27 protein-coding genes and 1 riboswitch are annotated in these 25608 nt (G+C 33.5%); of the genes, 25 read left to right on the forward strand and 2 right to left on the reverse strand.

Features of this window, described 5'->3' with window-relative positions; translation table 11 throughout:
* The first annotated feature begins 257 nt into the window (after nucleotides 1–257).
* From BN2144_RS12440 to BN2144_RS12455, 4 genes are all read left to right on the forward strand, one after another.
* Nucleotides 258–974 carry a response regulator transcription factor gene (locus BN2144_RS12440; RefSeq protein ID WP_033828515.1) on the forward strand — a complete coding sequence of 239 codons (717 nt, stop codon included), beginning with the start codon at nucleotides 258–260 and terminating at the stop codon, nucleotides 972–974.
* On the forward strand, nucleotides 971–2731 hold the full coding sequence (locus tag BN2144_RS12445) for an ATP-binding protein (protein WP_033828516.1): 1761 nt from the start codon (nucleotides 971–973) through the stop codon (nucleotides 2729–2731). The genes BN2144_RS12440 and BN2144_RS12445 overlap by 4 nt, the downstream gene beginning before the upstream one ends.
* Nucleotides 2732–2977: 246 nt before the next feature.
* Nucleotides 2978–3709 (forward strand): peptidoglycan DD-metalloendopeptidase family protein, encoded by a 732-nt coding sequence (locus tag BN2144_RS12450; RefSeq protein ID WP_033828517.1) that lies wholly within the window; start codon nucleotides 2978–2980, stop codon nucleotides 3707–3709.
* 94 nt (nucleotides 3710–3803) lie between these two features.
* Nucleotides 3804–3938: riboswitch (FMN riboswitch) on the forward strand.
* A gap of 159 nt (nucleotides 3939–4097) precedes the next feature.
* Complete coding sequence (locus BN2144_RS12455) at nucleotides 4098–4667, forward strand: ECF transporter S component (RefSeq protein ID WP_033828518.1); 570 nt, start codon at nucleotides 4098–4100, stop codon at nucleotides 4665–4667.
* 63 nt (nucleotides 4668–4730) lie between these two features.
* Here BN2144_RS12455 and BN2144_RS12460 read toward each other — a convergent pair whose 3' ends face one another.
* A complete protein-coding gene (locus tag BN2144_RS12460; RefSeq protein WP_033828519.1) occupies nucleotides 4731–4979 on the reverse strand; it encodes a ferredoxin in 249 nt (82 codons plus the stop codon).
* 255 nt (nucleotides 4980–5234) lie between these two features.
* Here BN2144_RS12460 and BN2144_RS12465 point away from each other — a divergent pair, with 255 nt between their 5' ends.
* From BN2144_RS12465 to BN2144_RS12500, 8 genes are all read left to right on the forward strand, one after another.
* Nucleotides 5235–6305 carry a YpbB family protein gene (locus tag BN2144_RS12465; RefSeq protein WP_033828520.1) on the forward strand — a complete coding sequence of 357 codons (1071 nt, stop codon included), beginning with the start codon at nucleotides 5235–5237 and terminating at the stop codon, nucleotides 6303–6305.
* Between the two features lie 8 nt (nucleotides 6306–6313).
* A complete protein-coding gene (locus tag BN2144_RS12470; protein WP_033828521.1) occupies nucleotides 6314–7783 on the forward strand; it encodes a RecQ family ATP-dependent DNA helicase in 1470 nt (489 codons plus the stop codon).
* 14 nt (nucleotides 7784–7797) lie between these two features.
* Entirely contained in the window at nucleotides 7798–8394 is a 597-nt protein-coding gene (locus tag BN2144_RS12475) for a CPBP family intramembrane glutamic endopeptidase (RefSeq protein ID WP_033828522.1), read from the forward strand.
* A gap of 90 nt (nucleotides 8395–8484) precedes the next feature.
* The gene (locus tag BN2144_RS12480) at nucleotides 8485–8838 is read left to right on the forward strand and encodes a hypothetical protein (protein ID WP_033828523.1); all 354 of its coding nucleotides are present in this window, start codon (nucleotides 8485–8487) and stop codon (nucleotides 8836–8838) included.
* A gap of 170 nt (nucleotides 8839–9008) precedes the next feature.
* On the forward strand, nucleotides 9009–9464 hold the full coding sequence (locus tag BN2144_RS12485) for a YpbF family protein (protein WP_033828524.1): 456 nt from the start codon (nucleotides 9009–9011) through the stop codon (nucleotides 9462–9464).
* A gap of 96 nt (nucleotides 9465–9560) precedes the next feature.
* Nucleotides 9561–10145 carry an adaptor protein MecA gene (locus tag BN2144_RS12490; RefSeq protein ID WP_033828525.1) on the forward strand — a complete coding sequence of 195 codons (585 nt, stop codon included), beginning with the start codon at nucleotides 9561–9563 and terminating at the stop codon, nucleotides 10143–10145.
* A gap of 194 nt (nucleotides 10146–10339) precedes the next feature.
* Nucleotides 10340–11590, forward strand: a complete 1251-nt coding sequence (locus tag BN2144_RS12495; protein WP_407638071.1) for a Glu/Leu/Phe/Val family dehydrogenase — start codon at nucleotides 10340–10342, stop codon at nucleotides 11588–11590.
* A 169-nt stretch (nucleotides 11591–11759) separates the two neighbouring features.
* Entirely contained in the window at nucleotides 11760–12728 is a 969-nt protein-coding gene (locus tag BN2144_RS12500; RefSeq protein ID WP_033828527.1) for a YpdA family putative bacillithiol disulfide reductase, read from the forward strand.
* Between the two features lie 48 nt (nucleotides 12729–12776).
* Here BN2144_RS12500 and BN2144_RS12505 read toward each other — a convergent pair whose 3' ends face one another.
* On the reverse strand, nucleotides 12777–13748 hold the full coding sequence (locus tag BN2144_RS12505) for an asparaginase (protein ID WP_033828528.1): 972 nt from the start codon (nucleotides 13746–13748) through the stop codon (nucleotides 12777–12779).
* Between the two features lie 89 nt (nucleotides 13749–13837).
* Between BN2144_RS12505 and prsW the strand changes: the two genes are divergently transcribed.
* The 13 genes from prsW (at nucleotide 13838) to BN2144_RS12570 (ending at nucleotide 25316) form a co-directional block, all read left to right on the forward strand.
* The gene (prsW, locus tag BN2144_RS12510; protein ID WP_033828529.1) at nucleotides 13838–14530 is read left to right on the forward strand and encodes a glutamic-type intramembrane protease PrsW; all 693 of its coding nucleotides are present in this window, start codon (nucleotides 13838–13840) and stop codon (nucleotides 14528–14530) included.
* Nucleotides 14531–14862: 332 nt separating this feature from the next.
* Nucleotides 14863–15768, forward strand: coding sequence for a spore cortex-lytic enzyme (sleB, locus tag BN2144_RS12515; RefSeq protein WP_230199787.1), 906 nt, complete (start codon nucleotides 14863–14865; stop codon nucleotides 15766–15768).
* 13 nt (nucleotides 15769–15781) lie between these two features.
* Nucleotides 15782–17140 (forward strand): germination protein YpeB, encoded by a 1359-nt coding sequence (gene ypeB / locus BN2144_RS12520; protein WP_033828531.1) that lies wholly within the window; start codon nucleotides 15782–15784, stop codon nucleotides 17138–17140.
* 97 nt (nucleotides 17141–17237) lie between these two features.
* Complete coding sequence (locus tag BN2144_RS12525) at nucleotides 17238–17900, forward strand: flagellar brake protein (RefSeq protein ID WP_033828532.1); 663 nt, start codon at nucleotides 17238–17240, stop codon at nucleotides 17898–17900.
* 41 nt (nucleotides 17901–17941) lie between these two features.
* Nucleotides 17942–18139, forward strand: a complete 198-nt coding sequence (locus BN2144_RS12530; protein WP_230199736.1) for a YpfB family protein — start codon at nucleotides 17942–17944, stop codon at nucleotides 18137–18139.
* 354 nt (nucleotides 18140–18493) lie between these two features.
* Nucleotides 18494–19168, forward strand: coding sequence for a (d)CMP kinase (gene cmk / locus BN2144_RS12535; protein WP_033828533.1), 675 nt, complete (start codon nucleotides 18494–18496; stop codon nucleotides 19166–19168).
* Between the two features lies 1 nt (nucleotide 19169).
* Nucleotides 19170–19751: a lysophospholipid acyltransferase family protein gene (locus BN2144_RS12540; RefSeq protein WP_033828534.1), complete on the forward strand. Its 582-nt coding sequence runs from the start codon at nucleotides 19170–19172 to the stop codon at nucleotides 19749–19751.
* Nucleotides 19752–19843: 92 nt separating this feature from the next.
* Nucleotides 19844–20989 (forward strand): 30S ribosomal protein S1, encoded by a 1146-nt coding sequence (gene rpsA, locus BN2144_RS12545; protein ID WP_033828535.1) that lies wholly within the window; start codon nucleotides 19844–19846, stop codon nucleotides 20987–20989.
* A gap of 102 nt (nucleotides 20990–21091) precedes the next feature.
* A complete protein-coding gene (locus BN2144_RS12550) occupies nucleotides 21092–21694 on the forward strand; it encodes a YphA family membrane protein (protein ID WP_033828536.1) in 603 nt (200 codons plus the stop codon).
* 1 nt (nucleotide 21695) lies between these two features.
* Nucleotides 21696–22577: a YIEGIA family protein gene (locus tag BN2144_RS12555; protein ID WP_033828537.1), complete on the forward strand. Its 882-nt coding sequence runs from the start codon at nucleotides 21696–21698 to the stop codon at nucleotides 22575–22577.
* Between the two features lie 6 nt (nucleotides 22578–22583).
* A complete protein-coding gene (locus BN2144_RS12560) occupies nucleotides 22584–22769 on the forward strand; it encodes a capping complex subunit for YIEGIA (protein WP_033828538.1) in 186 nt (61 codons plus the stop codon).
* A 183-nt stretch (nucleotides 22770–22952) separates the two neighbouring features.
* On the forward strand, nucleotides 22953–24263 hold the full coding sequence (gene der, locus BN2144_RS12565) for a ribosome biogenesis GTPase Der (RefSeq protein WP_033828539.1): 1311 nt from the start codon (nucleotides 22953–22955) through the stop codon (nucleotides 24261–24263).
* Nucleotides 24264–24275: 12 nt separating this feature from the next.
* Nucleotides 24276–25316 carry an NAD(P)H-dependent glycerol-3-phosphate dehydrogenase gene (locus tag BN2144_RS12570; RefSeq protein WP_139017892.1) on the forward strand — a complete coding sequence of 347 codons (1041 nt, stop codon included), beginning with the start codon at nucleotides 24276–24278 and terminating at the stop codon, nucleotides 25314–25316.
* Nucleotides 25317–25608: the final 292 nt, after the last annotated feature.

The raw sequence follows: 25608 nt of genomic DNA on the forward strand, positions 1-25608 counted from the left end.
TTACTATTTCGTGAGCATAATGAGAATAAATTTTATTAATATAGTAAAATACTTGTAGCAACTTAATGAATAATTCCTTTTGTATGTTACATATTAGTCAAATTTCAAACGTCTCCATTTGCTGTTTTTGGAGACTTTTTCTATTGAAACATATATACTATGATTATCAAGATATTTTTTAGAAACGATTTTATTGTCCCGTATATATAGAAAAATGTTGTCGATTTTTGTACAATATTTTTAAGGAGGTAAGTCCCATGGAACAAGACGTAAAAATATTAATTGTTGATGATGAAGAACGAATTAGAAGATTGTTGAAAATGTATTTAGAGAGAGAAAATTATATAATTGATGAGGCACAAGAAGGAAATGAAGCATTAGAAAAGGCACTTCAAAATGATTATGACTTAATTATACTTGACCTGATGTTACCAGGTAAAGACGGGATTGATGTGTGTCGTGAAATCCGTGATAAGAAGGCAACACCAGTTATCATGTTAACAGCTAAAGGTGAGGAAGCGAATCGTGTACAAGGATTTGAAGTTGGCACGGATGATTATATCGTCAAACCATTTAGTCCAAGAGAGGTTGTTTTACGTGTGAAAGCGTTATTAAGAAGGTCGAGTACAACTGGTTTTCTACAGACCGATACAACTGCAAAAAACATCCTTGTTTTTCCACATTTAACCATTGATCATGACGCCCACAGAGTTGTGGCTGAAGGGAAAGAAGTTAGTTTAACACCTAAAGAATATGATTTATTATATTTCTTAGCAAAAACACCTGACAAAGTGTTTGATCGCGAACATTTATTAAAAGAAGTATGGCATTATGAATTTTTTGGTGATTTACGTACCGTTGATACACATGTGAAAAGATTAAGGGAAAAATTAAGTAAAGTTTCTGAGGAAGCGGCAAAAATGATTGTTACTGTCTGGGGAGTAGGGTATAAATTTGAGGTTGTTCATGAATGAAATGGAACAGTGTCGTTGGGAAATTATGGGCAACAATCCTATTACTTGTCGCAGTCGTTCTCGTTGTTTTGTCCTTACTGGGTTTACAGTTTTTTAATAGCTTAATTGTTGAAAGAGCTACCGATTCGTTGACAAATACAGCATCTAAAATTGCTGTGAACTTAGAGCGGCATGATGATTTAGAATTTGGCCTTGAAGTTGCGTGGGAATTGCTTGACGATGTAACAGAGGCTATTATTATCACTGACGAAAATCATGTTTACTATTCGAATGAAGATGATAAGAAACGGTTTCCTGTTACTTATTTTTACAATGATAAACAATTTAATACAGTATTTTCTAAAAATCAAAGTGTAAAAAAGGAAATTAATACTCCGGCCAATCATGATGAAAATGATCAAGTTTTAATGGTAGGTGTTCCATTAGATAAATATTCGAATAAAAATGGTGCAGTGTTTATTTACCAGTCATTAGATGTAATGAATGATACGATAAAGGCAACAAATGAAATAATTTCTTGGTCTGCCATTATTGCATTTATATTGACGACCGTTTTTGCATTCTTCCTATCTTCCAGGATTGCTGCCCCTTTAAGAAAGATGCGAGAATCGGCTGCAGAGGTAGCGAAAGGGAAATTTGATGTAAAGGTTCCTATTTTAACGCATGATGAAATTGGTGAATTAGCGGTAACTTTTAACCAAATGCGGAAACAATTAAAAATTAATATGACTGCACTAAAACAAGAGAAGGAACAGCTTTCGAATATTTTAAGTAGCATGGCAGATGGTGTGATTACATTTGATAAAGATGGGGTTATTTATTTAACGAATCCGCCAGCAGAAAAACTGTTAAAGGCTTGGAAGAAAGAACGGGGTGCAAATACGGATGAGGAAATCCCGTTAAAATTAAAAGATTTAATCAATCATGCTGTTACAGAAGGTAATAAGCAAATTGGTGAGATTGATTTTCAAGATAAATATTGGACTGTTATTGTGACGCCACAATTCGATGAACAGTCAATAAGAGGCGCTGTTGCTGTTTTACGCGATATGACCGAGGAACGAAAACTAGACAAGCTTCGAGAAGATTTCATCGCGAATGTTTCCCATGAACTTCGAACACCAATCTCGATGCTTCAAGGTTATAGTGAAGCTTTACTGGATGATATTGCATCAAGTGAACAAGAAAGAAAAGAAATTGCTACAGTTATTAACGAAGAATCATTGCGAATGGGAAGACTTGTTAATGAACTATTAGATTTAGCTAGGCTAGAATCCGGTCAAATGAGGCTTTATACAGAAAATGTCGAAATCAAACCATATATTGAAAGAATTGCAAAAAAGTTCACAGGAATTGCAAAGGAAAATAAAGTAGTACTTCAAGCACAAATAGAAACGAAATACGACGATTATATTTTTGATCCAGATCGAATTGAACAAGTATTAACAAATTTAGTTGATAATGCAATACGACATACAGAAGAAAATGGGGCTGTTTATATAAGCGCAAATTCGGTTGATAAGGGGCTACAAATTTCAGTTACAGATACCGGAACCGGAATTCCTGCTGAAGACCTTCCGTTTGTATTCGAAAGATTTTATAAAGCTGATAAAGCGCGAACGAGGGGAAGATCAGGTACTGGTTTAGGGTTGGCTATTGCTAAAAATATTATTGATGCTCATCACGGTACAATTGAGGTTCTGAGTGATATTGGACAAGGAACGACCTTTGTTTTTGTTTTACCTGATGAAAGATGAATAATTATGTAATATTTTGGCGAGAAATCTTGTTTCATACGGAACAATATAAAATAGTTAACAATTTAAAATGAGTTTTTTCAAAGATCCTTATTGGGTCTTTTTTTTAATTTGTTGAATAAAATATGGGAGAAGTTACATAATATTGTAATGTCTTTTAAATGTCATTTTTTGGACAAGCAGGGTACTCGAATAATTTAATAAAAAAATAGGAATCAGTAAGAACTATTTTCAAGGAGGAAAACAATGGTTGAATATATAAAAAGACTGCTGCTTGGAATCGTTATGGTGATTATTATTACCTTCTTAATTATTGGGAGTAAACAATCAATCGCTAAAGCAGAAGGACTTGAAAAAGGGGGGGAAGGCTGGATTTGGCCAGCAAATGGTGTAATTACTGATACTTATGGTACAAGAGGTGGACAACATAAAGGTATTGATATAGCTGAAGTTATTGGAACACCAGTTTATTCCGTTGATAATGGACAAGTTACGAAATCGTATTATTCCGATACATATGGAAATGTCGTTTTTATTAAACATAAAGTTGGTTATGAAACTGTTTATGCACATTTATCTGATCGGAAAGTTCAAGAAGGTCAACACGTAAAAAAAGGGGAAATCATTGGTTTGATGGGGAATACTGGTGAATCATCGGGTCCCCATTTGCATTTTGAAATACATAAAAATGAGTGGACAATTACAAAAGAAAATTCCCTTGATCCAACGCGACTTTTTGGGATGGGTGATGTCGGTCAATATGTACAAGCAGGAACAAGTAATGGTAAAGATGTGGAAGTGACAAAAGAAATTGATATGGAACAAGGCAAACGTAACCATACTGTTAAACGCGGAGATACATTATGGGATATTGCAAACAAATATGAAACAACTGTAACAAAAATTAAAGAGTGGAATGGTTTAAAAAGTGAAAGAATCATTCCCGGGCAAGAAATTACAATTAAACAAATCAACTGAAGTCAATCGTTTAAGCATTCATTTTGATTAGATAACAATTAAATCGCTTTACATATGAGGAGATATATTGTATATTATTAAAAAATACATTTAGATTCATCTTCGGGGCAGGGTGAAAATCCCGACCGGCGGTAATAAGGTAAAACCTTTAGCCCGCGAGTCTATTTATTAGACAGGATTTGGTGAGATTCCAAAGCCGACAGTACAGTCTGGATGGGAGAAGATGGAGGTTTCGATTCGTTCTGTAATTATTATTCTGAACGTTTATTTATGATACCTTCAGATATTGCCCCCGGGGAAATTTGTCCTCGGGGTTTTATATTTTGCAGGAATCGAAGCTGATTCTTCTTCTTTCTTTGTGGTGAATCACAAAAAAGGAGAGGTAGAAATGAAAAAATATGAAGTTAAATCGTTTGTGGCAATTGGTATGCTAAGTGGGGTCGCTTATGTACTTATGTTGTTAAATTTCCCATTACCCGTGTTTCCTACGTGGTTAAAAATTGATTTTAGTGATATCCCTGCATTAATTGCAGCGATGATTATGGGGCCGCTTGCTGGTGTAATAGTTGAGTTGTTAAAAAATATTTTAGATTTATTATCGACAGGTAGTGAAACAGGTGTTCCAGTTGGTCATATTGCTAATTTTGTAACGGGTATTTGTTTTATTCTTCCCACTTATTATATTTATATAAAATTAAAAACGAAAAAAGGTTTAACTCTTGCATTAGGTGCTGCAAGTGTTATTACTGCAGTAGTAATGAGTGTTTTAAACTACTTAGTCTTTTTACCAATGTATGGATATTTTCTTGATTTCCATTTAAAGAATGAAGTAATCGTACGGTTTATTTTCCCATTTAACTTGCTAAAGGGAATATTATTATCTATTGTATTTTATGGTTTATTTTTAAAAATGCAACATTGGATTCAAAAACAAAATACGTTATTTAGAAGAATATAACCGATTAAAGATAAGAAAAGGGCCGAGACTCATTTGAGTGTCAGCCCTTTACTATATAATAGATTATTCGAATTTATTAGGATCACCGTCGAAAGGTTTATCACTAACGCGAATAGAATCACTTGGACATCCCTCGAATGCATCCATCATATCATCTTCTAATATTTCAGGTACTTCACTTGTACCAGTATTATCATCAAGAATGACAAATGCAATACCTTCATCATCATAGTCGTAAATATCTGGAGCAGAGGCACCACAGGCACCGCATGCAATACATGTTTCTTTGTCTACAATTGTATATTTTGCCATTTGTAAACCCTCCTTAAATCAATGTTGTCATAATATGCGGCAATTGTAACCCAAGAATAGGACAACATTTTAATTGTAAATCTCTATATAATACTTTTCAATAGAAATAACATGAAAATACACAACAAATGTTATTTCGTGACAATTTTATGGCATATTTCGACAAAGAAATGATTGCTTATAATAATGATGTTGATATCGGGTCAAAGTCCTCATGTACGAAAAATCGTGTTAAAATAAAAGGTGGTGAGATGAATGGATTATCTTTCAACTTTAATATTATACTGTGCTAACCGATATAAAGGTGAACGATCGACTAATGCAATAAAATATATGTTACAAGGAAAGCAATCAATTCAAACGATTCAAGATACGGTTTGGTACTCATTAAAAGCTTTATTTGGTACGTTACCAGAACTGTCTGATTATGCATTTACGAAGTCGGTTACAACTTTGGAAAAGTTAGGATACATAACTTTTAATCATAAATCAATTATTGTGACAAATGCAGGAAAGAACCAATTAAATCAAGTTCTAATAAAGAGGCCACTTCCCTTAAATTTAAATGGATGGGATTTTTATCGTTTGGAAAATCCCTTTTGGCAAAGAATAACCCTTTTAGTGCAAATTTTTTCAAATTGGTTACGAAACGAAAGAAAATTTTACCCAATTGAAAGAGATTATGCTACTCAAAAGTTGATAAAGCATTGGCTAATAGAAAAAAGCAACTCGTATGAAAAGAAACAATTAGCTCTATCTTTTTACAAAGAACTATATACGATTTTACAAAAAAGTGAGGACAACAATGAACAACCGAATTTACTTGTTTGGAGATTTACTGGATATAAAAATCCAGGTTATACCTCATCACAAATAGCGGAAAAAATATCAATGGATGAGATATATTATTTATTAGCTTTTCGAAGTACATTACATTACATGATAGACACTATTTGGAATGAGAGAAGTGACTTTCCACTGCTTGTTTCTTTAATTGAAAATGAACTTGGGGAACATGAATTAACGAATTCAGGAAAACTGACTTATCAATTGTTAAGAAATGGCAAGACCATAGAAGAAATTGCAAAGTTGCGGAGGTTAAAGAGAAATACAATTGAAGACCATATCGTTGAAATTACATTGAAAATTTCTTCCTTTTCAATAAATCAATATGTGCCACTGGATAGACAAAAACAAATCATTGCGATTGCGAACCGATTACAGACAAGAAAACTTCAAAAGATAAAAGAGCAGTTAACGGATGTAGATTATTTCGCGATTCGTCTAACATTATCTAAATATTCCGAATTTAATATAACGAATTAGGTGAAAGTATGAAGTTAGAAAATATACTTTATAAAAAATTTTCATATACAAAGTTTCGTAAAGGACAGAAAGAAATCATTGAATCCGTCTTAAACGAACGTGATACACTCGCACTTTTACCAACAGGTACAGGGAAATCACTTTGTTACCAATTGCCTGGCTATTTAATGGATGGATCTGTAATTATTATTTCCCCCTTACTATCATTAATGCAAGATCAAGTAGAGCAAATGAAGGTGCGTGGCGAAAAAAGGGTTGTAGCCATAAATTCATTTTTATCAAACGAAGAACGAGAATATGTACTGAATAATATAAACTATTATAAATTTATATACGTTTCACCTGAGATGTTACAAAATAAATATATATTACATTTACTAAAATCCATGAAAGTTTCTTTATTCGTTGTGGATGAGGCTCACTGTATTTCTCAATGGGGATATGACTTTAGACCAGATTATTTAGAATTAGGCAGAATTCGTGATGAACTAGGAAACCCTGCCACACTAGCTTTGACAGCTACAGCTCGTAAAGATGTACAAGAGGATATAAAAAAATACTTACATATGAAAGATGTCGCTGAATATATTTATTCCATGGATCGATCAAATATTGCGTTACAAGTTGTAAAGGTAGAAAATTACGAGGAAAAGAAGCAGCGATTATTTGATTTCGTTCAAAAATTAAAAGGACCGGGAATTCTTTATTTTTCAAGTAAAAAACTAGCTGATGAATTAGCGAATGAATTAAACGAACGAGGTCTCGGACCAGCTGCGGCTTATCACGCAGGAGTCGAACAGGATAAAAGAATTTTATTACAACAGCAATTTCTCTATGACAATTTATCTGTTATGTGTGCAACTAGTGCTTTTGGAATGGGTGTAAATAAGGAAAATATCCGATATGTTATTCATTTTCATCCACCAATCAACTTAGAATCTTACTTACAGGAAATTGGACGTGCGGGTCGTGACGGGAATAACAGCATTGCCATTATGTTATATGCAAATGATGATATATTTATCCAAAAACAACTTATTGATATGGAATATCCGACTAATATGCAAATCGATTATTTCTTGAAGGAATTTGGAGAAATGAGAAACGTCATAGACAAGAGAAATATAAAATTAGATATACCCGAAGGATTCACCGATGTGCAGTGGCGTATTTTATGGAAATTTAATCAACAGAGTGAAAATAATCATGAGTTTAAAGAAAAATTACAAAACTTTATTGATGAACGAATTGCAATGAAGAATTACAAACTACAGGAGATGACGAATTGGATTTTATATGATGGCTGCCGGAGGGATAAATTACTTTCTTATTTTGAAGAAAGGAAGTCTGGGAAAATCGATAATTGTTGTGATTATTGCGGGGTTAATTTTAATGAGTATGTATTAAAAAAAGAAACAAGTAAAAAGAGAGAGTTAGTAGATTGGAAAATGAGATTAGCAGATATTTTTAATATATAATAAGGAGAAGGAATTTGAAAAATCGCCAAAAAGACTTAATTGACCAGTTATCTGATCGGGATTTAATGATAAACTTTTATTTATCTCAATTTATGATTTTTTGTATTGGCTTATTGTTCGCCTTTATATTGTTCCCAAGTATATTTGATGTTTTTCATTTATTTAATTTTACAGAAATGACCCAGATTTTAGTTATCGGTGGCGGTGCTGGGATATTTGTTGTTAGTGTTGACCTCATAATGATGAAATATTTACCTAGTTCTTACTTTGATGATGGTGGCATTAATGAGCGAATATTTAAAAATCGAGGAGTTCTAAACATTATTTTTATTACACTTATCGTTGCATTTTGTGAGGAATTCTTATTTCGAGGAGTTTTGCAAACTAAGTTTGGTTTGCTAACTGCAAGTATTATATTTGCGCTCGTTCATTATCGATACTTATTCAATAAATTTCTGTTGAGCGAAATTATTTTATTAAGTCTATTTATTGGGGTTATTTTCGAATGGACCGAAAATTTAGCAGTTACGTTTTTTATGCATTTTATCATTGATTGTTTATTAGGCCTTTACATATATTATACAAACTCGACAAAACCATTCGAATCTTAAGTATTGAATTGTAAAGCTCAAATCATTGATTATTTTTACATCTCATTTTTAACACAGAGATGGAATAAACGGCTAAGGGAGTGGCTGGCTATGGAGCAACAAGATCAGGCAGCAAGTTTGAGGGAAATGTCTCAAGGATATGAAGAGAAAGAATCGACACTTTCTAATTTGCCAACAAGAAGTGAATATCAAAGAAAAAAACGGGAAAGTGAAAAATTAGCAAAAAAACAGCGAGGAAAGAAAGCAGATCAGGATAAGAAAAAAGGAAAAAAGCAAACTCCTTTAATAACAATTTTAGTATCCATTTTTTTATTGTTACCCCTTGTAATAGGACTATTATATTATTATCAAGTTATTAGTTTTAAAAATGAACCTAAAAAAGTAGAGGATAGTAAATATTTTGAGCATGTTGAATTTGAAAAGGACCAAAGTGATGGTAAGTAACCGTTTCATATATATAAAGTAGGTGTTTCTTTACCTGTTTTTTAATGCTTTTATAATATTTTATAAAATTAAGAATAACCTTGAATGCTTGCCCATATTTTTATAATAAAGTGTCCCGTGAGGATTGTTTGAAGTCCTTATGTTAAAGAATGTATAGGGGTGAGTGTTCAGTGGAAGAAACAATAAGAAACTTGGAAAATTGGACCGATGAAGCAACAAGAGAAATGCTTCAAAATGTCATTAAACGAAAATATAAGTTTGATAAATATGAAAAACGTCACCTATTCATTATATGGACAACTATTTTTGCCTTCGTTGTTTACGGTGTGTATCTATACATTGCAGTCTACATCCCTTATTCCTATTCAGCTGAAGATATGTTTTCTGCATATTTATCTCTTCCAAATAACGGATTCTACCTTTTCTTTATTTTTGGCTTGTTAGGATATATGAATGTTTTAAAAAAGAAAGTAGACAAGTACGAAAAGGAATACCATGCGTTAAGATGTGAAATTATTGATAAAAGTACTGATTTGTGGAAAGGGAAAGCTTGGGAAAAAAGGCATCTTGTATTTGAAGTAATGAAAAAGAAATATGATATTAATCTATATCATGAAAACAAATAAGAACTGCCTCTTGAAAATCATTTTATATGAGAACATTACTACGATTGATTTCATAAGATGCATTAGGAGTGCTGCAAGAGTCAGGAGGCTAAGTATATGCGGTTGGAACGAGTTGGTGGAAACCAGATTAACATATTTCTAACCTTTGAAGAGTTAGCGGAACGTGGCTTTACAAAAGAAGATGTCGAATATAACACGACAAAATGGCATCAACTCTTTTTTGAGATGATAGATGAAGCTTCTGAGGAATTTGAAAAGTTTTTTGATGCAACAATAGTTATCGATGTGTATGCTCTTCAAACACAAGGGATGGTTGTTTCCTTTACGTTAGATGACGAAGATGTATTTGATTATGATCCATATTCGTTTTATTCGATTGAATGGTGGAATATACCAGAAAGACATTTTCAACTATTTTATCGTTTTCCTGATATTGAAAACGTAATCCAATTTGCTCATCGAATGCAGTCGATTTTGGATGGGGGCTCACTTTACCATTATAAAAATAATTATTACTTACATTTAACAATTGAAGATGAAAACCAACTTAAAATGACGAATACAATTATCTCTGATTACGGTGAACGTTCTTCAGAAACGATTTATTATATTAAAGAATATGGAAATTGTATTTTAAATATGGAAGCGATTGAAAAAATCATTGAGTATTTTAAAATATAGTCGAGCCAGTCCATGTGGCTCACTATTAATCTTTTGTACAACCAGTTTAGTGGGGTGTTACTAGCAAATGAATAAACCCCTTTCATTTTTCTTGCATTATGTAAAATTCAGTGTATACTTAGTTTTGAATAAAGAAATTGTTACAGTTAATGGTAGGAGGTTTACACATGACCACCCAACAGGGTCCTGAGCATATGGATACAGAAATGAAAAATGATGTTTTATCATCGACTCAAACAATTATTCACGAAGCACTTGATAAATTGGGGTATTCAGAGGATGTATACGAATTATTGAAAGAGCCCCTCCGTATGATTACAGTTAAAATTCCAGTTAAAATGGATGACGGAACAACAACAGTATTTACAGGATATCGAGCACAACATAATGATGCAGTTGGTCCTACAAAGGGAGGAATCCGCTTTCACCCGGGCGTTACAGAACGTGAGGTTAAAGCATTGTCAATATGGATGAGTTTGAAATGCGGTATTGTTGACTTACCATATGGTGGAGGGAAAGGTGGAATCATCTGTGATCCACGGACAATGTCCATCCGTGAGCTAGAGGCGTTAAGTCGTGGCTATGTACGAGCTCTTAGTCAAGTAGTTGGTCCGACGAAAGATATACCAGCTCCGGATGTATTCACAAATTCACAAATCATGGCATGGATGATGGATGAATATAGTCATATTGATGAATTCAACTCACCTGGTTTTATTACGGGTAAACCATTAGTTCTTGGTGGCTCTCATGGACGTGATTCTGCTACAGCAAAAGGTGTCACGATTTGTATTCGTGAGGCAGCTAAGAAACGTGGAATTGACTTAAAAGGTGCACGAGTAGTTGTTCAAGGTTTTGGAAATGCAGGTGGGTTTTTATCGAAGTTTATGCATGATGCAGGTGCAAAAGTAATTGGTATTTCCGATGCACATGGCGCTTTATATGATCCAAATGGTTTAGATATAGATTATCTTCTTGACAGAAGAGATAGTTTTGGAACAGTAACAAATCTATTTAAAAACACAATATCCAATAAAGAATTACTAGAATTAGATTGTGATATTCTTGTACCAGCTGCGATTGAAAACCAAATTACTGAAGAGAATGCACACGATATTAAAGCAGAAATTATTGTTGAAGCAGCAAATGGCCCTACAACGCTAGAGGCAACAAAAATATTAACTGATAGAGGGAAATTAATTGTTCCTGATGTATTAGCTTCTGCCGGTGGTGTTACTGTTTCGTATTTTGAATGGGTACAAAATAACCAAGGATATTATTGGTCGGAAGAAGAAGTTGAAAAGAAACTAGAACAAATTATCGTTAAAGCTTTCGAAAATGTTTATAATACATCTGCTTCCCGTAAAATTAACATGAGATTGGCAGCATACATGGTTGGTGTTCGTAAAATGGCTGAAGCTTGCCGATTCAGAGGCTGGGTTTAATTCAATATAAAGTTAACAGTAGACAATTTCCCGTCTTTCTGGGAGATTGTCTTGTTTTTATATAATCAATTCATCATAGTTTTCCGTTGAAGAAATATAAAAGTTCTCCTATCATTATAATTACGGATATTTGATTAGTTGTGTGCTTAGTTTAAGGAGGATTTTATATATGCAAAAGGAAGAATGTATTATCATTGGTGGAGGTCCGTGTGGCTTAGCTGCTGCAATTGCACTAGAGGAGATTGGGAAAGATCCGTTAGTAATAGAAAAGGAAAATATAGTAAATGCGATTTATCGGTTTCCTACCCATCAAACTTTTTTCAGTTCAAGTGAAAAATTAGAGATTGGTGAGGTTCCGTTTATAACTGAGAATCGTAAACCGACACGTAACCAAGCACTCGCTTATTACCGTGAAGTAGTGAAAAGAAAAAAATTACGAATTCAATCTTTTGAAAATGTTTATTCCGTTGAAAAACAGGGATCAGTATTTCATTTAAAAACTTCTAAGCGAGAATATGAGGCTAAATATGTTATTCTAGCTACCGGGTACTATGATCATCCCAATTATATGAATATACCAGGTGAAAATTTACCAAAAGTATCACATTATTTTAAAGAAGCACATCCGTTCTTTGATAAAGATGTAGTCGTCGTTGGCGGAAAAAATTCGAGTGTAGATGCAGCATTGGCGTTACAACAAGCAGGAGCGAGAGTAACTGTTCTTTATCGAGGTTCCGAATATTCACAACATATAAAACCGTGGGTCCTTCCTGAATTTGAAGCGATGGTCAGAAACGGGAAAATTAATATGATTTTTCATGCTAATTTAATTGAAATTAAGGAAGAAACAGTAGTTTATGAAGTAAAAGGGGAGAAGAATGAAATAAAAAATGATTTTGTTTTCGCAATGACTGGCTATCATCCCAATCATGACTTTCTTAAACAAATAGGAATTACAATTGACGTAGAAACCGGGAGACCAACTTTTAATGAAGAAACAATGGAAACGAATGTAGACGGGGCTTTTATTGCTGGAGTTATTGCCGCTGGTAATAATGCAAATGAAATATTTATAGAAAATGGTCGATTTCATGGAGTTTTAATTGCGGATGCAATTAAAACTCGTGAACATTTATAATATAGTTAAAGCGGTCCTTCTCAATACAAGGAGAACCGCTTACTTTACTTATTGGAGAAACAGTGCATCAATTTGGCCATGTTCGTTTGTTATTTCTAAAGCCACTTGTAGTTTTATTCTAGCTTTTTGACCATTTAATCCATTTGATAAAATGATTCCCATATCTTTTAAATGAACACCCCCACCTTCATATGCATATATATCTTCAACAATTCCATTAAAGCAACGAGAAACGAGGACAATTGGAATATTTTTATCCAACAACGCTTTAATTCCTGGAAGGCACATTGGTGGTAAATTTCCTTGCCCTAACGCTTCAATAACAAGCCCATCAATATTCATTTTACTTAAAATATGAAATAGGGACGAATCCATTCCAGCGTAGGCTTTCACTAACTCTACACGTTTTGAAAGTTGTTTTATTGGTATTTTTGCTTCTAAATTTGGTCGATGATGAAATAAAATATCTTTTTTTGTTACAATACCAATTGGTCCATATTGTGGACTTTGGAAGGTTGAAAGGTTACTTGTATGAGTTTTTGTGACGTTTTTTGCTGTATGGATTTCATCGTTTAAAACAACTAGAACTCCTTTTCCTCTTGCATCATCATTTACAGCGGTACGAATGGAGGTTAGAAAATTATAATAACCATCTGTTCCAATTTCATTACTTGAGCGCATAGCACCTGTAATGATAATTGGTAAGTCGGTTTGAACAGTTAGATCTAAAAAGTATGCAGTCTCCTCTAACGTATCTGTTCCATGAGTAATAACAAAGCCGTCTACATCACCTTGATTTAAATATTTTTCAATAATATTTTTGATGACAATCATCTCATTAGGTGTAATATGTGGTGATGGAAGATTGAACGGTGCTTCAAAAACGATATTAGCCATCTTTTCAATTTCATCAGCCTTATTTAATAATGGGTTTGTTCTATTCGGTTTTACCGATTTTGAACTTTCATCTTCATACATTGAGATTGTTCCACCGGTAAGAATAACAATAATTTTTTTCATTTTATACCTCCAAGGGCAACTTTTTTCATATTTTCATATTTGTTTATCCATGTTACGATAATAGAAAAGATTTTGAAATGGGGTTTTTCATGTTTTCAATTATTTCAGCTGGCATAGCACCGAGCTTTGCACTTTTAAGTTTTTTTTATTTAAAAGATGAATTCGAAGCAGAACCTTTAAAAGAAGTACTCAGAATATTTTTTCTAGGGATGATTATTGTTTTTCCCATTATGTTTATACAATATATCCTTGCGGTAGAGCAAGTACTAAATATTGACTTTGTAAAAGCTTTTTTTTCAGTAGCGTTACTAGAAGAGTTTTTTAAATGGTTTTTTTTATTTTTCACAATATATAAATCTGTAGAATTTGACGAACATTATGATGGAATCGTTTATGGAGTTGCCATTTCTTTAGGTTTTGCAACAGCAGAAAATATTTTATATTTATTTGGTAATGGTTTGAAGTATGCAATGGGTCGTGCATTGTTACCTGTTTCAAGTCATGCATTATTCGGTGTCATTATGGGTTATTATCTTGGAAAAGCAAAGTTTTGTAATTTAAAAGAAAATCGCATATTTATTTTATACTCATTGTTGATACCAACCCTCTTACATGCACTATACGATTATATCTTACTGAAAGAGAAAATTTGGTTACCAGTTATTATCCCATTTATGTTATTTTTATGGTGGCTCGCATTGAAAAAAGTAAAAGCAGCAAGGCAAAATCAAAATAATTACCATCATACAAGTAACTCATTTTTTCATGATTCGGGCAGGTAGGAAAGGATGTAAACAAAAGACCTAATCGATTTTTCTATAGGCTAACATATTTTTCCTGCAATTCCTCTGTCCGATCTTAACCTTTCACTTTCTATTACATCTTAAACTACCTCGTCTTACCGTATTTCTGCATTATACTTTATCCATATTTTTTTCTGAAATTTTCCAACCATCATTAACGAAATATATTTATTTTTGTTTATATATTGGTAACACGTTAATATTTTTGTATAAAAAACCAATTCCTACAAAAAATACAGGTACTGATTATTTACATCTGGAGGGACATCATTATGTTAAAAACACGGAATTGGTTAAAAATGATCATCGTAATGGTCATCTGTTCTTCTGTTCTTGTTTCTGGGATCCAACCTCGAATGGCGGGAGCATTTACAAGTCAGGTGATTCAGCAAGGAGCAGTTGGTGATGATGTTATAGAATTACAAGCACGTCTACAATATTTAGGGTTTTATAATGGGAAAATCGATGGAGTTTTTGGCTGGAGTACATATTGGGCGTTACGTAATTTTCAATATGAGTTCGGACTACCAATTGATGGGCTAGCAGGGGAAACAACGAAACAAAAACTTGTTAAAGCTAGTAAATATAATGAACAATATGTGAAAGAGCAAATAAATAAAGGAAATAAATTTACTCACTACGGTGGTGTCGATTTAAATAAGCAAGCTTCAAAAGGAAACAAGAATAAAGGGAATCAAGGGACAAATAATAGTATAACAAATAAAGGTACAACAAATAAAGGCAATAACAATGCCACTCCAAATAAAAGTAATAACAATGCTACTCGAAATAAAGGCACGAGCGGTAATAGTGGAAAAACAACAACTAGTAAACCAACTGCGGTAAATGTGCCAAATGGATTTTCGCAAAACGATATTAACTTAATGGCAAACGCAGTACACGGAGAATCTAGAGGAGAACCATATATTGGTCAAGTTGCGGTAGCAGCTGTTATATTAAATCGTGTTAAAAGTTCCTCTTTTCCTAATACCGTCGCAGGTGTCATATTTGAACCAGGCGCATTTACTGCAGTAGCTGATGGACAAATTTGGTTAACACCGAATGAGACGTCGAGAAAAGCCGTTCTTGATGCACTTAATGGATGGGATCCAACGGGCGGAGCAATATACTATTTTAACCCAAATACAGCAACAAGTGCATGGATTTGGTCAAGACCACAAATAAAACAAATAGGCAAACATATTTTTTGTAAATAAGGGGTGAAATAATTTGATACGAAATATCTTAATTGGGGTTTTATCGGTTGCTGTTATAAGTGTAGGTATTTGGGGCTATCAAGAACATAAAGAAAAGAATGCAATTTTAATTAATGCAGAGAACAATTACCAACGTGCATTCCATGAATTGACGTATAATATTGATACATTGCATGATAAAATAGGGACGACTTTAGCGATGAGTTCAAGAAGTAATTTATCACCGGCACTTGCAGATGTATGGAGAATTACTTCGGAAGCAAATAATTCTGTCGGTCAATTACCATTGACATTATTACCATTTAATAAAACAGAGGAATTTTTATCAAAAATAGGTGATTTTAGCTATAAAACTGCTGTTCGCGATTTAGATAAAGAACCATTAACCGATAAAGAATATAAAGCTTTACAATCTTTATATAATCAAGCAGGAGAAATAGAAAAGGAATTACGAAAAGTTCAACATTTAACATTGAAAAATAATTTACGTTGGATGGACGTAGAGATGGCAATTGCCAATGGTAGAGAGTCAGCAGATAACACCATTATTGATGGGTTTAAAACAGTTGAGAAAAAAGTAGAAGGGTATGAAGAAACTGATTTTGGCCCCACGCTTGTAAGTGTCAATAAAAAGGAAAAAAGCTATCGAAACTTACCGGGTAATCATATCTCAAAAAATGAAGCATTAAACATTGCAAAAAAATATACAAATGTTTCAGCAAATGCGAAATCAAAAGTAGTTGAAAATGGAAAAGGATCAGACTATGGGTTTTTTAGTGTATCAATGATAGATAAAAATGGCGAAACGAATATGGATATAACAAAAAAAGGCGGTTATCCTATTTGGCTAATAAGTAATCGTGAAGTTAATAAACAAAAGTTGAGTCTAAATGACGGGAGTATAAAAGCGGAAAACTTTTTAAAAGAACGTGGCTTCAAAAATATGGAATTATTTGAAAGTACTCAATATGATAATGTTGGATTATATAGTTTTGTAACTTCAAGAGATCATGTTCGAATTTATCCTGAAACTGTACGTATTAAAGTGGCATTAGACAATGGAAGTATCGTTGGTTTTTCTGCTGAGGATTATCTAGGTGCAATAAATAGTAAAAGGGAAATTCCTAAAGCAGAACTTTCAGAGAAAGAAGCAAAGAAATCAATTAACAAAAAGGTAAAAATTATGGAGTCTCGATTAGCCATTATTAATAATGAATTAAACGAAGAAGTCCTTTGCTATGAATTTTTAGGAACTTTAGGAAACGATACGTATCGCATATATGTGAATGCATTAAATGGTAATGAAGAATATGTTGAAAAGTTACAAAATGCAGAACCAATCTACGAAGATGTTACAGATGGAAAAGCTTAAATAACGAGTAAGTACGTTATGTTTTAGAACTATTGAAGTTTCTCCCGATGCATGTCATACTTTAAAAAGTAAGCGTTTTTCAGAAAGAGGGAGAAACTTGTTTAAGATTGGAATGGTATTAAATATAGAAATAATCGAAGGTAAAAAAGTTAATCGATACAAAAGTAAAATAATGGACTTGGGCGAGAGTGCGATACTAATTGACTATCCGACGAATATCGAAACGAATAAAATGTTATACTTAATGAACGGTTCTCAAGTGAATATTTCTTATGTAGAAGAGGAAACTGAGCAAGCCTATCAATTTAGTGCATTCGTTATAGGAAAGAAGAAAGAGAATATCCCATTAATCATTTTATCAAAACCTCACGAAGAAGATCTTGTTCAAATTCAACGCCGGGAATTTGTAAGAATTAAATGGCCAGTTGATGTTGCAATTCACTCTGTAACAAATGATTTTGCTCCATTTCAAACGATTACAGATGATATTAGTGCAGGAGGGGCATCTGTACTTGTTTCAACAGAAATTCCTATTTATAAACAACAGCAAGTTTACGCATGGTTTGTCTTGCCGAGAAAGACAGGGGAATACAATTATTTAAAAATAAACTGTGAAGTTGTTCGGATTATTCCGCTAAATGATCAAAAAAATATTGCATCTTTAAAATTTCTTAACAAAGGTAGATTTGAAGAACAAACTCTACTTCAGTTCTGTTATGAGATACAAGTTGCGTTAAGAAAAAAAGAGACGAATATTTAGTATAATCTTCAAATGCTTATTCCATAATAGTGAACAAATGCATGAATGTAGGTGATGGAGTGAAAGCAGTTGAAAGAATCTTAATAAAAATGGTAATTATTCAGGGGATATTTCTCATACTTTGTCAGTTCGTCTTTCATCATTTAGGGTCATTTCCAGAGTTAAATGAGTTAACTCATTATGAAGGTGTTAATGAGCAAAATTTCACAAAGGTACTTGAAACTTTTAATAAGCCATAAAGGTAGACGGATTTCTTTAGCCGAAAAAGGTTTGTTTTTCCGGTAGCTATGGCTTCACTCCCTAGAAAACTCGGCAATCGCCGAGTTTTCTTTCGTTACCGGAAACGTATATTTTTTTACATTAATACGTTTCTATACATTCAGCGCAAAGATAGATTTCGGCAGCATGACCTAAAAATCTTTCGGTGAACTTAAATAGACTCTCCACTCTTCTAGGGTTTGGACGCCCGGTTTTCTTTAATATTTTCGCTGGAAAAATGACGACCTACTCTGTACCTAATGATTATTTATGATAAAATAAAGAGAAAACGTCCCATCTTAAAGGATTAACATTGATTGAAAGAGGTAAAACATATGAAAGAAAAGATTTCAATTGCTATTGATGGACCTGCTGCAGCGGGGAAAAGTACGGTTGCAAAAATCGTAGCCAAACGACTTTCATACATATATATAGATACAGGTGCAATGTATCGAGCCATCACATGGAAAGCAATGAAACATCATATTGATTTAGAGAATGAACAAGCGTTATTTAACTTATTAAAGAAAACTGAAATTGTATTAAAGAAAACGGATAAAGGACAAAGTGTTTACGTTGATGGTCAAGATGTTACAAATGATATCAGGCTACCTGACGTATCAAATCATGTATCAATCGTCTCTAAACATGAATCTATTCGTAAAGAAATGGTTGCACGACAAAAGCTTTTAGCGAGTGATGGTGGCGTCGTTATGGATGGTAGAGATATAGGAACTCATGTTTTACCAAATGCAGAGGTAAAAATATTTTTAAAGGCAAGTGTTGATGAAAGAGCCAAACGTCGTCATGAAGAAAACATGAAAAAGAGGATTCCATCAGACTTAGAACAAATAAAAAGTGATATAGCAAAACGCGATAAATTGGATTCCGAACGAAAAATAGCCCCATTAAGAAAAGCTCATGATGCTATTGAAATCGATACAACATCATTATCTATTGAACAAGTCGTCAATCAAATTATGACCCTTGTCTCTGAAAGGATTGGATAAGATGGATTTTTATAGATTTGCCCGTGGCGTCGTTAAAATCATTCTTTCTCCTTTATATCGAATTGAGACAATTGGTTTAGAAAACATACCAAAAGAAGGCGGAGTGCTCCTCTGTTCAAATCATATTAATAACTTAGATCCACCAATTGTTGGCATCACAATGAAAAGGTCAGTCGTATTTATGGCGAAAGATGAATTGTTTCACGTCCCTATTCTTAACAAAATTCTTCCCTATTTACATGCCTTTCCGGTGAAGCGGGGAAAAGCAGATCGCGAGGCATTAAGAAAAGGATTAGAAACGTTGAGAGCCGGTAAAGTATTAGGGGTTTTTCCTGAAGGTACTCGGAGCAAAACAGGAGAGTTAGGTAAAGGTATGGCTGGGGTTGGTTTTTTTGCATTAAAAACAGATGCTCGTGTGATCCCATGTGGAATAATAGGTCCATATAAACTTTTTCGAAAAGTAAAAGTCGTTTATGGGGAACCTATTTCTTTTGAAGAACTACGAAATAAAAAAGCGTCTGCAGATGAGGCAACAGAATTAATTATGACTCATATTCAAAAAATTTTGTTACAATATAAGTAATGAGTTGACAAAGTGTTTTTTTTATTAGAAGTTATGTAAAGGGATTGATTTCCTTTTATAATAAATAATGGTGCTTTTAAGGAGGATTACATATGGTTGAGAATACAAATGAAACGATGAATGAGATAGAAGTTCAAAGTTTTGAAATCGGGGATTATGTTTCCGGAGTAGTAACAAAGGTAGAAGAAAAACAAGTTGTCGTTGAAATACCTAACAGTAAATTGGATGGAATTATTCCTATTAGTGAATTAACCGCATTACATATTGAAAAAGCTGAAGATGCGGTGAATATTGGTGATGAATTAACATTAGTTGTTACAAAAGTAGAAGATGAAGCACTTATTTTATCGAAACGCCGTGTTGATGCAGAAAAAGCATGGGAACATTTAGCTGATAAATTTGCTAAAAGCGAGTATATTGAAGCTACAGTAAATGACGTTGTTAAAGGTGGACTTGTCATTGATGTTGGTGTACGTGGCTTCGTACCTGCTTCCCTAGTTGATGACCATTTTGTTGAGGATTTATCTACTTATAAAGGTAAATTAATGGAATTTAAAATTGTGGAGTTGGATCAAGAGAAAAATCGTTTGATCCTAAGTCATCGTGATGTGGTAAAAGAAGAAAAAGAAAAGAATAAACGTGAACTTCTTTCAAATATTAAAGAAGGAGATGTGCGTGAAGGTACTGTTGAACGAATTACAGATTTTGGTGCATTTATAAACATCGGTGGAGTAGATGGATTAGTACATATTTCCCAACTTTCATTTAACCATGTAAACCACCCATCTGAAGTAGTTAATGTTGGAGACAAAGTGACTGTTAAAGTACTTTCCGTTGACCCTGAGAGAGACCGAATTTCCCTATCAATTAAAGATACATTACCTGGACCATGGGAAGGGATCAGTGAAAAACTCAAAGTTGGATCAGTTATTGAAGGAACAGTTAAACGTCTCGTATCATTCGGTGCTTTTGTAGAAGTATTACCAGGTGTTGAAGGTCTTGTACACATTTCACAAATTTCACAAAAACATATTAATACTCCACATGAAGTATTAAAAGAAGGTGAAACTGTAAAAGTTAAAGTATTAGACTTAAATGAAGCTGAAAATCGCTTATCATTGTCTATGAAAGAATTAGAAGAACCTGAAGTGAAAGAAAAAGTAGAATTGCCACAAGAAGAAAGAGGATTCCAGTTAGGAGATGTAATTGGAGACCAATTGAAAAAGTTAAAATTATAATCATTTGAATGAAACTTAAGACTTGATTCGTTTGGATCAAGTCTTTTTTTATGTCTTAATTTACATAGTTTTGTTCATAATGGGAAAGATAGGAGGTAGGAAATGGAAGGTTCATTATTTTTCTGGTTAAGTTGGTTTATTTGGATATATGTTACGTTTATTATGGATAAAAGAAATAAAATTCGATTTCCACTCGCATTTTTTTTGTTAACTACGATTTGTTTAATAGGGATTGAAGTAGAATTTTTTGGATTACAAATAGCAATAGCAGCTATATACCTATTATTGCTAAGTTATCTTGCTTTTTTAAAAGAATCTTTTTGGAATCTCATTTACAAAATGATAAGTATCTTTATATTGTCAGCAGCAGTTGCATTCTTTTTTTTATTTTCTCTATATGATCCAGTATGGATATTTATTAACCAAGAAATTTTATTTGGTCTCTTCATTACCTTACTTTCGATTCTTTTATTTACAAATTTTAAAACAAGATTGTTTGCAGTCATTATCGGACTTATACAAGGTGAAATACTTTATGGTATAACGTTAAATCATTTGTCAATTCATTATCAAATTGGAAGTTTACAGTTTATGGACTATTTAGCATTTACTTGTTTACTCATTGCAATTTGGTCAGGAATTGAATATTTGCATATTTTATTTCAACATAAAACTTATCAGCAAGAAAAGGAGAAACAATTATAACATGAGTGAGTATGTTTACCCGGTTTTATTTGGAATGGGCTGTGGACTCCTTGTGCGAATATTAATGCTTAGAACCGATTATCGCCAATATCCAACGTATTTACATGGAAAAATTATACATATTGCCCTTGGATTTATCGCATCTGCATTAGGTGCGGTTGCGGTTCCTGCATTAAAAGAAGGGAATATTACTGCAATAACTTTTTTAACAGTAGCTGCTTCACAATTTCGGGAAGTACGGAATATGGAAAGAAACACGTTAGACCAATTAGATTCCTATGAACTTGTAACAAGGGGAAGTACATATATCGAAGGGATCGCGATTGCTTTTGAAAGCCGTAATTATTTAGTTATTTTTACTTCGATGATAACGACACTTGTCTATATTTCATTTAATGTTTATGTTGGGATTGTTGCGGCTTTAGCCTGTTTTGTCACCTCAAAAATCTTAATGGGTGGAGGGAAACTAAAAGATATTGTTGATATTGAATATGTAAAACCACATTTTGTCGATGAGGGCTTATACGTAGATAATATTTATATAATGAATATTGGTCTTCCAGAAAGACAAAAAGAAATTTTAAAGTACGGGATGGGGTTTGTCCTAAAGCCAAAAGACTTTAATGCGCGAACGACCATTTCTAATTTAGGTCAACGTCAAGCGATACTCCATGATGTTGCAACAGCACTCGGGGTTTATCGTGACTCAGGTACACCGGCCCTTGTTCCTTTGGCAAAACGTGACTTGGAAGACGGAAGAGTAGCGGTCTTTGTATTACCGCAAAATAGAAATGTGGAGCGAGCGATTGAAATAATTGGTAATACACCAACACTAGAAAATGCTATAAGGATGCCGACAGAGAGAAAGAAAAAAGAGGAGTGATTTCGTTTGTCTATAGAAAAATTAATATTGGCAACTGTTACGACAAACCCAAAAAAAGCTCCAGTTGGCTTGGCAGTTTTTCATTGTGATACAGAAGAGGAAATGTATAAAGTATGTAGTTCATTAGAAGCGATATTAGATGGGATTGCCCATAAATTAACGGATGAAATTATGATTATCGTTAAACATTAAACTTTTTCATACATTTGGCAAAATGGTAATTATTTGATAGAATAAAGTGAAATATTTTTTGAAAACCTGGTATTATTGGAGTTGAAATAAACCCTTCTTTACAGTAGAAGGGTTTATTTGCTATCGTATATCATTTTAGATGAAAATAAAATAAGAAGATGGAAGTTAAAGAGGTGTAAGTTTATGTCATTGCCTGTTGTAGCAATAGTTGGTCGGCCAAACGTAGGGAAATCAACAATCTTTAATAGGATAGTTGGAGAACGAATATCCATTGAAGAAGACATTCCAGGTGTAACAAGAGATCGGATTTACGGTAAAGGTGACTGGTTAAATGTTGATTTTAATATTATCGATACTGGTGGGATAGAAATAGGTGACGAACCGTTTCTTAATCAAATTCGCATGCAAGCACAAATTGCAATTGATGAAGCAGATGTTATTATTATGTTGACAAATGGCCGAGATGGTGTAACAGCTACAGATGAAGAAGTAGCAAAATTATTATACCGTTCCAAAAAGCCAGTAGTATTAGCCGTGAATAAAGTAGATAATCCTGATATGCGCGAACAAATTTATGACTTTTATTCGTTAGGCTTTGGAGAACCTTTTCCTATTTCTGGAACACACGGACTAGGATTAGGAGATCTACTAGATGAAGTTGTTAAGCACTTTCCGAAAAAAGGCGAGGAGTTATATGAAGATGATGTAATTAAATTTTCATTAATTGGACGACCAAATGTAGGGAAATCGTCGCTTGTAAATGCGATGTTAGGTGAAGAACGGGTAATCGTAAGTGATATTGCTGGGACGACACGAGATGCTGTTGATTCTCCATATACATTTGATGGAGAGAAATATGTCATTATTGATACAGCTGGTATTAGAAAAAAAGGAAAAGTATACGAGAGTACTGAAAAATACTCTGTATTAAGAGCACTGCGGGCAATTGAGCGATCTGATGTAGTTTTAGTTGTTATTAATGCTGAAGAAGGTATCATTGAACAGGACAAGCGTATTGCTGGTTATGCGCATGAGGCTGGGCGAGGTGTAATTATTGTTGTAAATAAATGGGATGCAATTGAAAAAGATGATAAAACAATTAATGAATTTGAGAAGAAAATTCGAAATGAGTTTTTATTTTTAGACTATGCTCCTATTATTTTTGTTTCAGCTAAAACAAAGAAAAGATTACATACATTAATTCCAATGATTAAAATGGTGAGTGAAAACCATGCGTTACGAGTGCAAACAAATGTGTTGAATGATGTCATTATGGATGCAATTGCAATGAACCCGACTCCGACTGACAAAGGGACAAGATTGAAAATTTATTACATAACACAGGTTGCAATTAAACCACCAACTTTTGTTTTATTCGTCAATGATCCTGAATTGTTACATTTTTCTTATGAGCGGTTTTTACAAAATCGAATTCGTGATGCGTTTGGTTTCTTAGGTACACCGATAAAACTAATACCGAGGGCACGGAAATAAGGAGTGTTTATGATGACAAATGAAAACATTACAGTGTTAGGTGCTGGGAGTTGGGGAACGGCACTATCTATCGTATTAGCTGACAATGGACACCATATTCGATTGTGGAGCTATAATCGCAAACAGGTTAATAAAATAAATCAAACAAAAATGAATGAAGATTACTTGCCGAATATTGCATTACCGGATCATATTGTTGCAGTATCTGATCTTGAAAAAGCAGTAGAAAATACCCATACAATTATTGTCGCTGTTCCAACAAAAGCAATTAGAGAAGTTATGCAAAATCTAATAAAATACTTAAAGAGTGCTGTAACAATTGTACATGTGTGTAAAGGGATAGAACCTGAATCTTTAAAGCGTGTTTCGGAAATGATTGAAGAAGAAATTCCAAAACACTTATTAAAAGACCTTGTTGTATTATCTGGACCATCTCATGCGGAGGAAGTAAGCTTACGTCATCCGACGACAGTTGCAGCATCATCTAATAATATGGAAGCAGCTGCACGGATACAAGATTTATTTATAAATGCAAATTTTCGTGTGTATACAAACCCTGATGTAATTGGAGTTGAAATGGGAGGAGCACTAAAAAATATTATCGCTCTTGCAGCAGGGATTTCAGACGGGCTTGGTTATGGTGACAACGCAAAAGCGGCACTAATGACAAGAGGTCTTGCCGAAATTGCCCGACTCGGAACGAAAATGGGGGCAAACCCATTGACATTCTCTGGCTTGACTGGTATTGGTGATTTAATTGTAACATGTACAAGTGTACATTCAAGGAACTGGCGAGCAGGAAATGCGTTAGGAAAAGGTGAAAAGTTAGAAACAATATTAAATAATATGGGACAGACGGTTGAAGGGGTTCGAACAACAAAGGCAGCATTCCAATTAGCTGAAAAATACAATGTTAAGATGCCAATTTCAACAATTTTATATAAAGTTTTATTCGAAGGCTTAGATCCAAAAGCAGCGGTTGATGAATTAATGACCAGAAAAAGGACTCATGAAATGGAAGACTTAGTCAATATTTTGCAACTTGAAGATTAATAAATAGAATGTGTATTAATGAATAAATTTTATGAAAATGGGCCTTCGAGGAGGCGGAAGAAAAGCGAGTGCATAGAATATAGTGAGTAATAATCTAGGGTTGGGTATTTATTGTCGAGCTGGATGAAGTGAGCGTCCCCACTTCATTCGGCTTTTTTTGCTATTAGGAAAGTATCAATTTTCCAATTTCTATTTTCCTATACGTATAAGCGCACATGGAAGGCTTTAGCAGCATGATATCAAAGTCAAAAACTCTCTTTTTTATCAAGCGAACTCTAATCTCTTTGGTTGC

It is taken from the genome of Bacillus andreraoultii (genome assembly GCF_001244735.1).
In the GTDB taxonomy this organism is placed as follows: Bacteria; Bacillota; Bacilli; order Bacillales; family Caldibacillaceae; genus Caldifermentibacillus; species Caldifermentibacillus andreraoultii.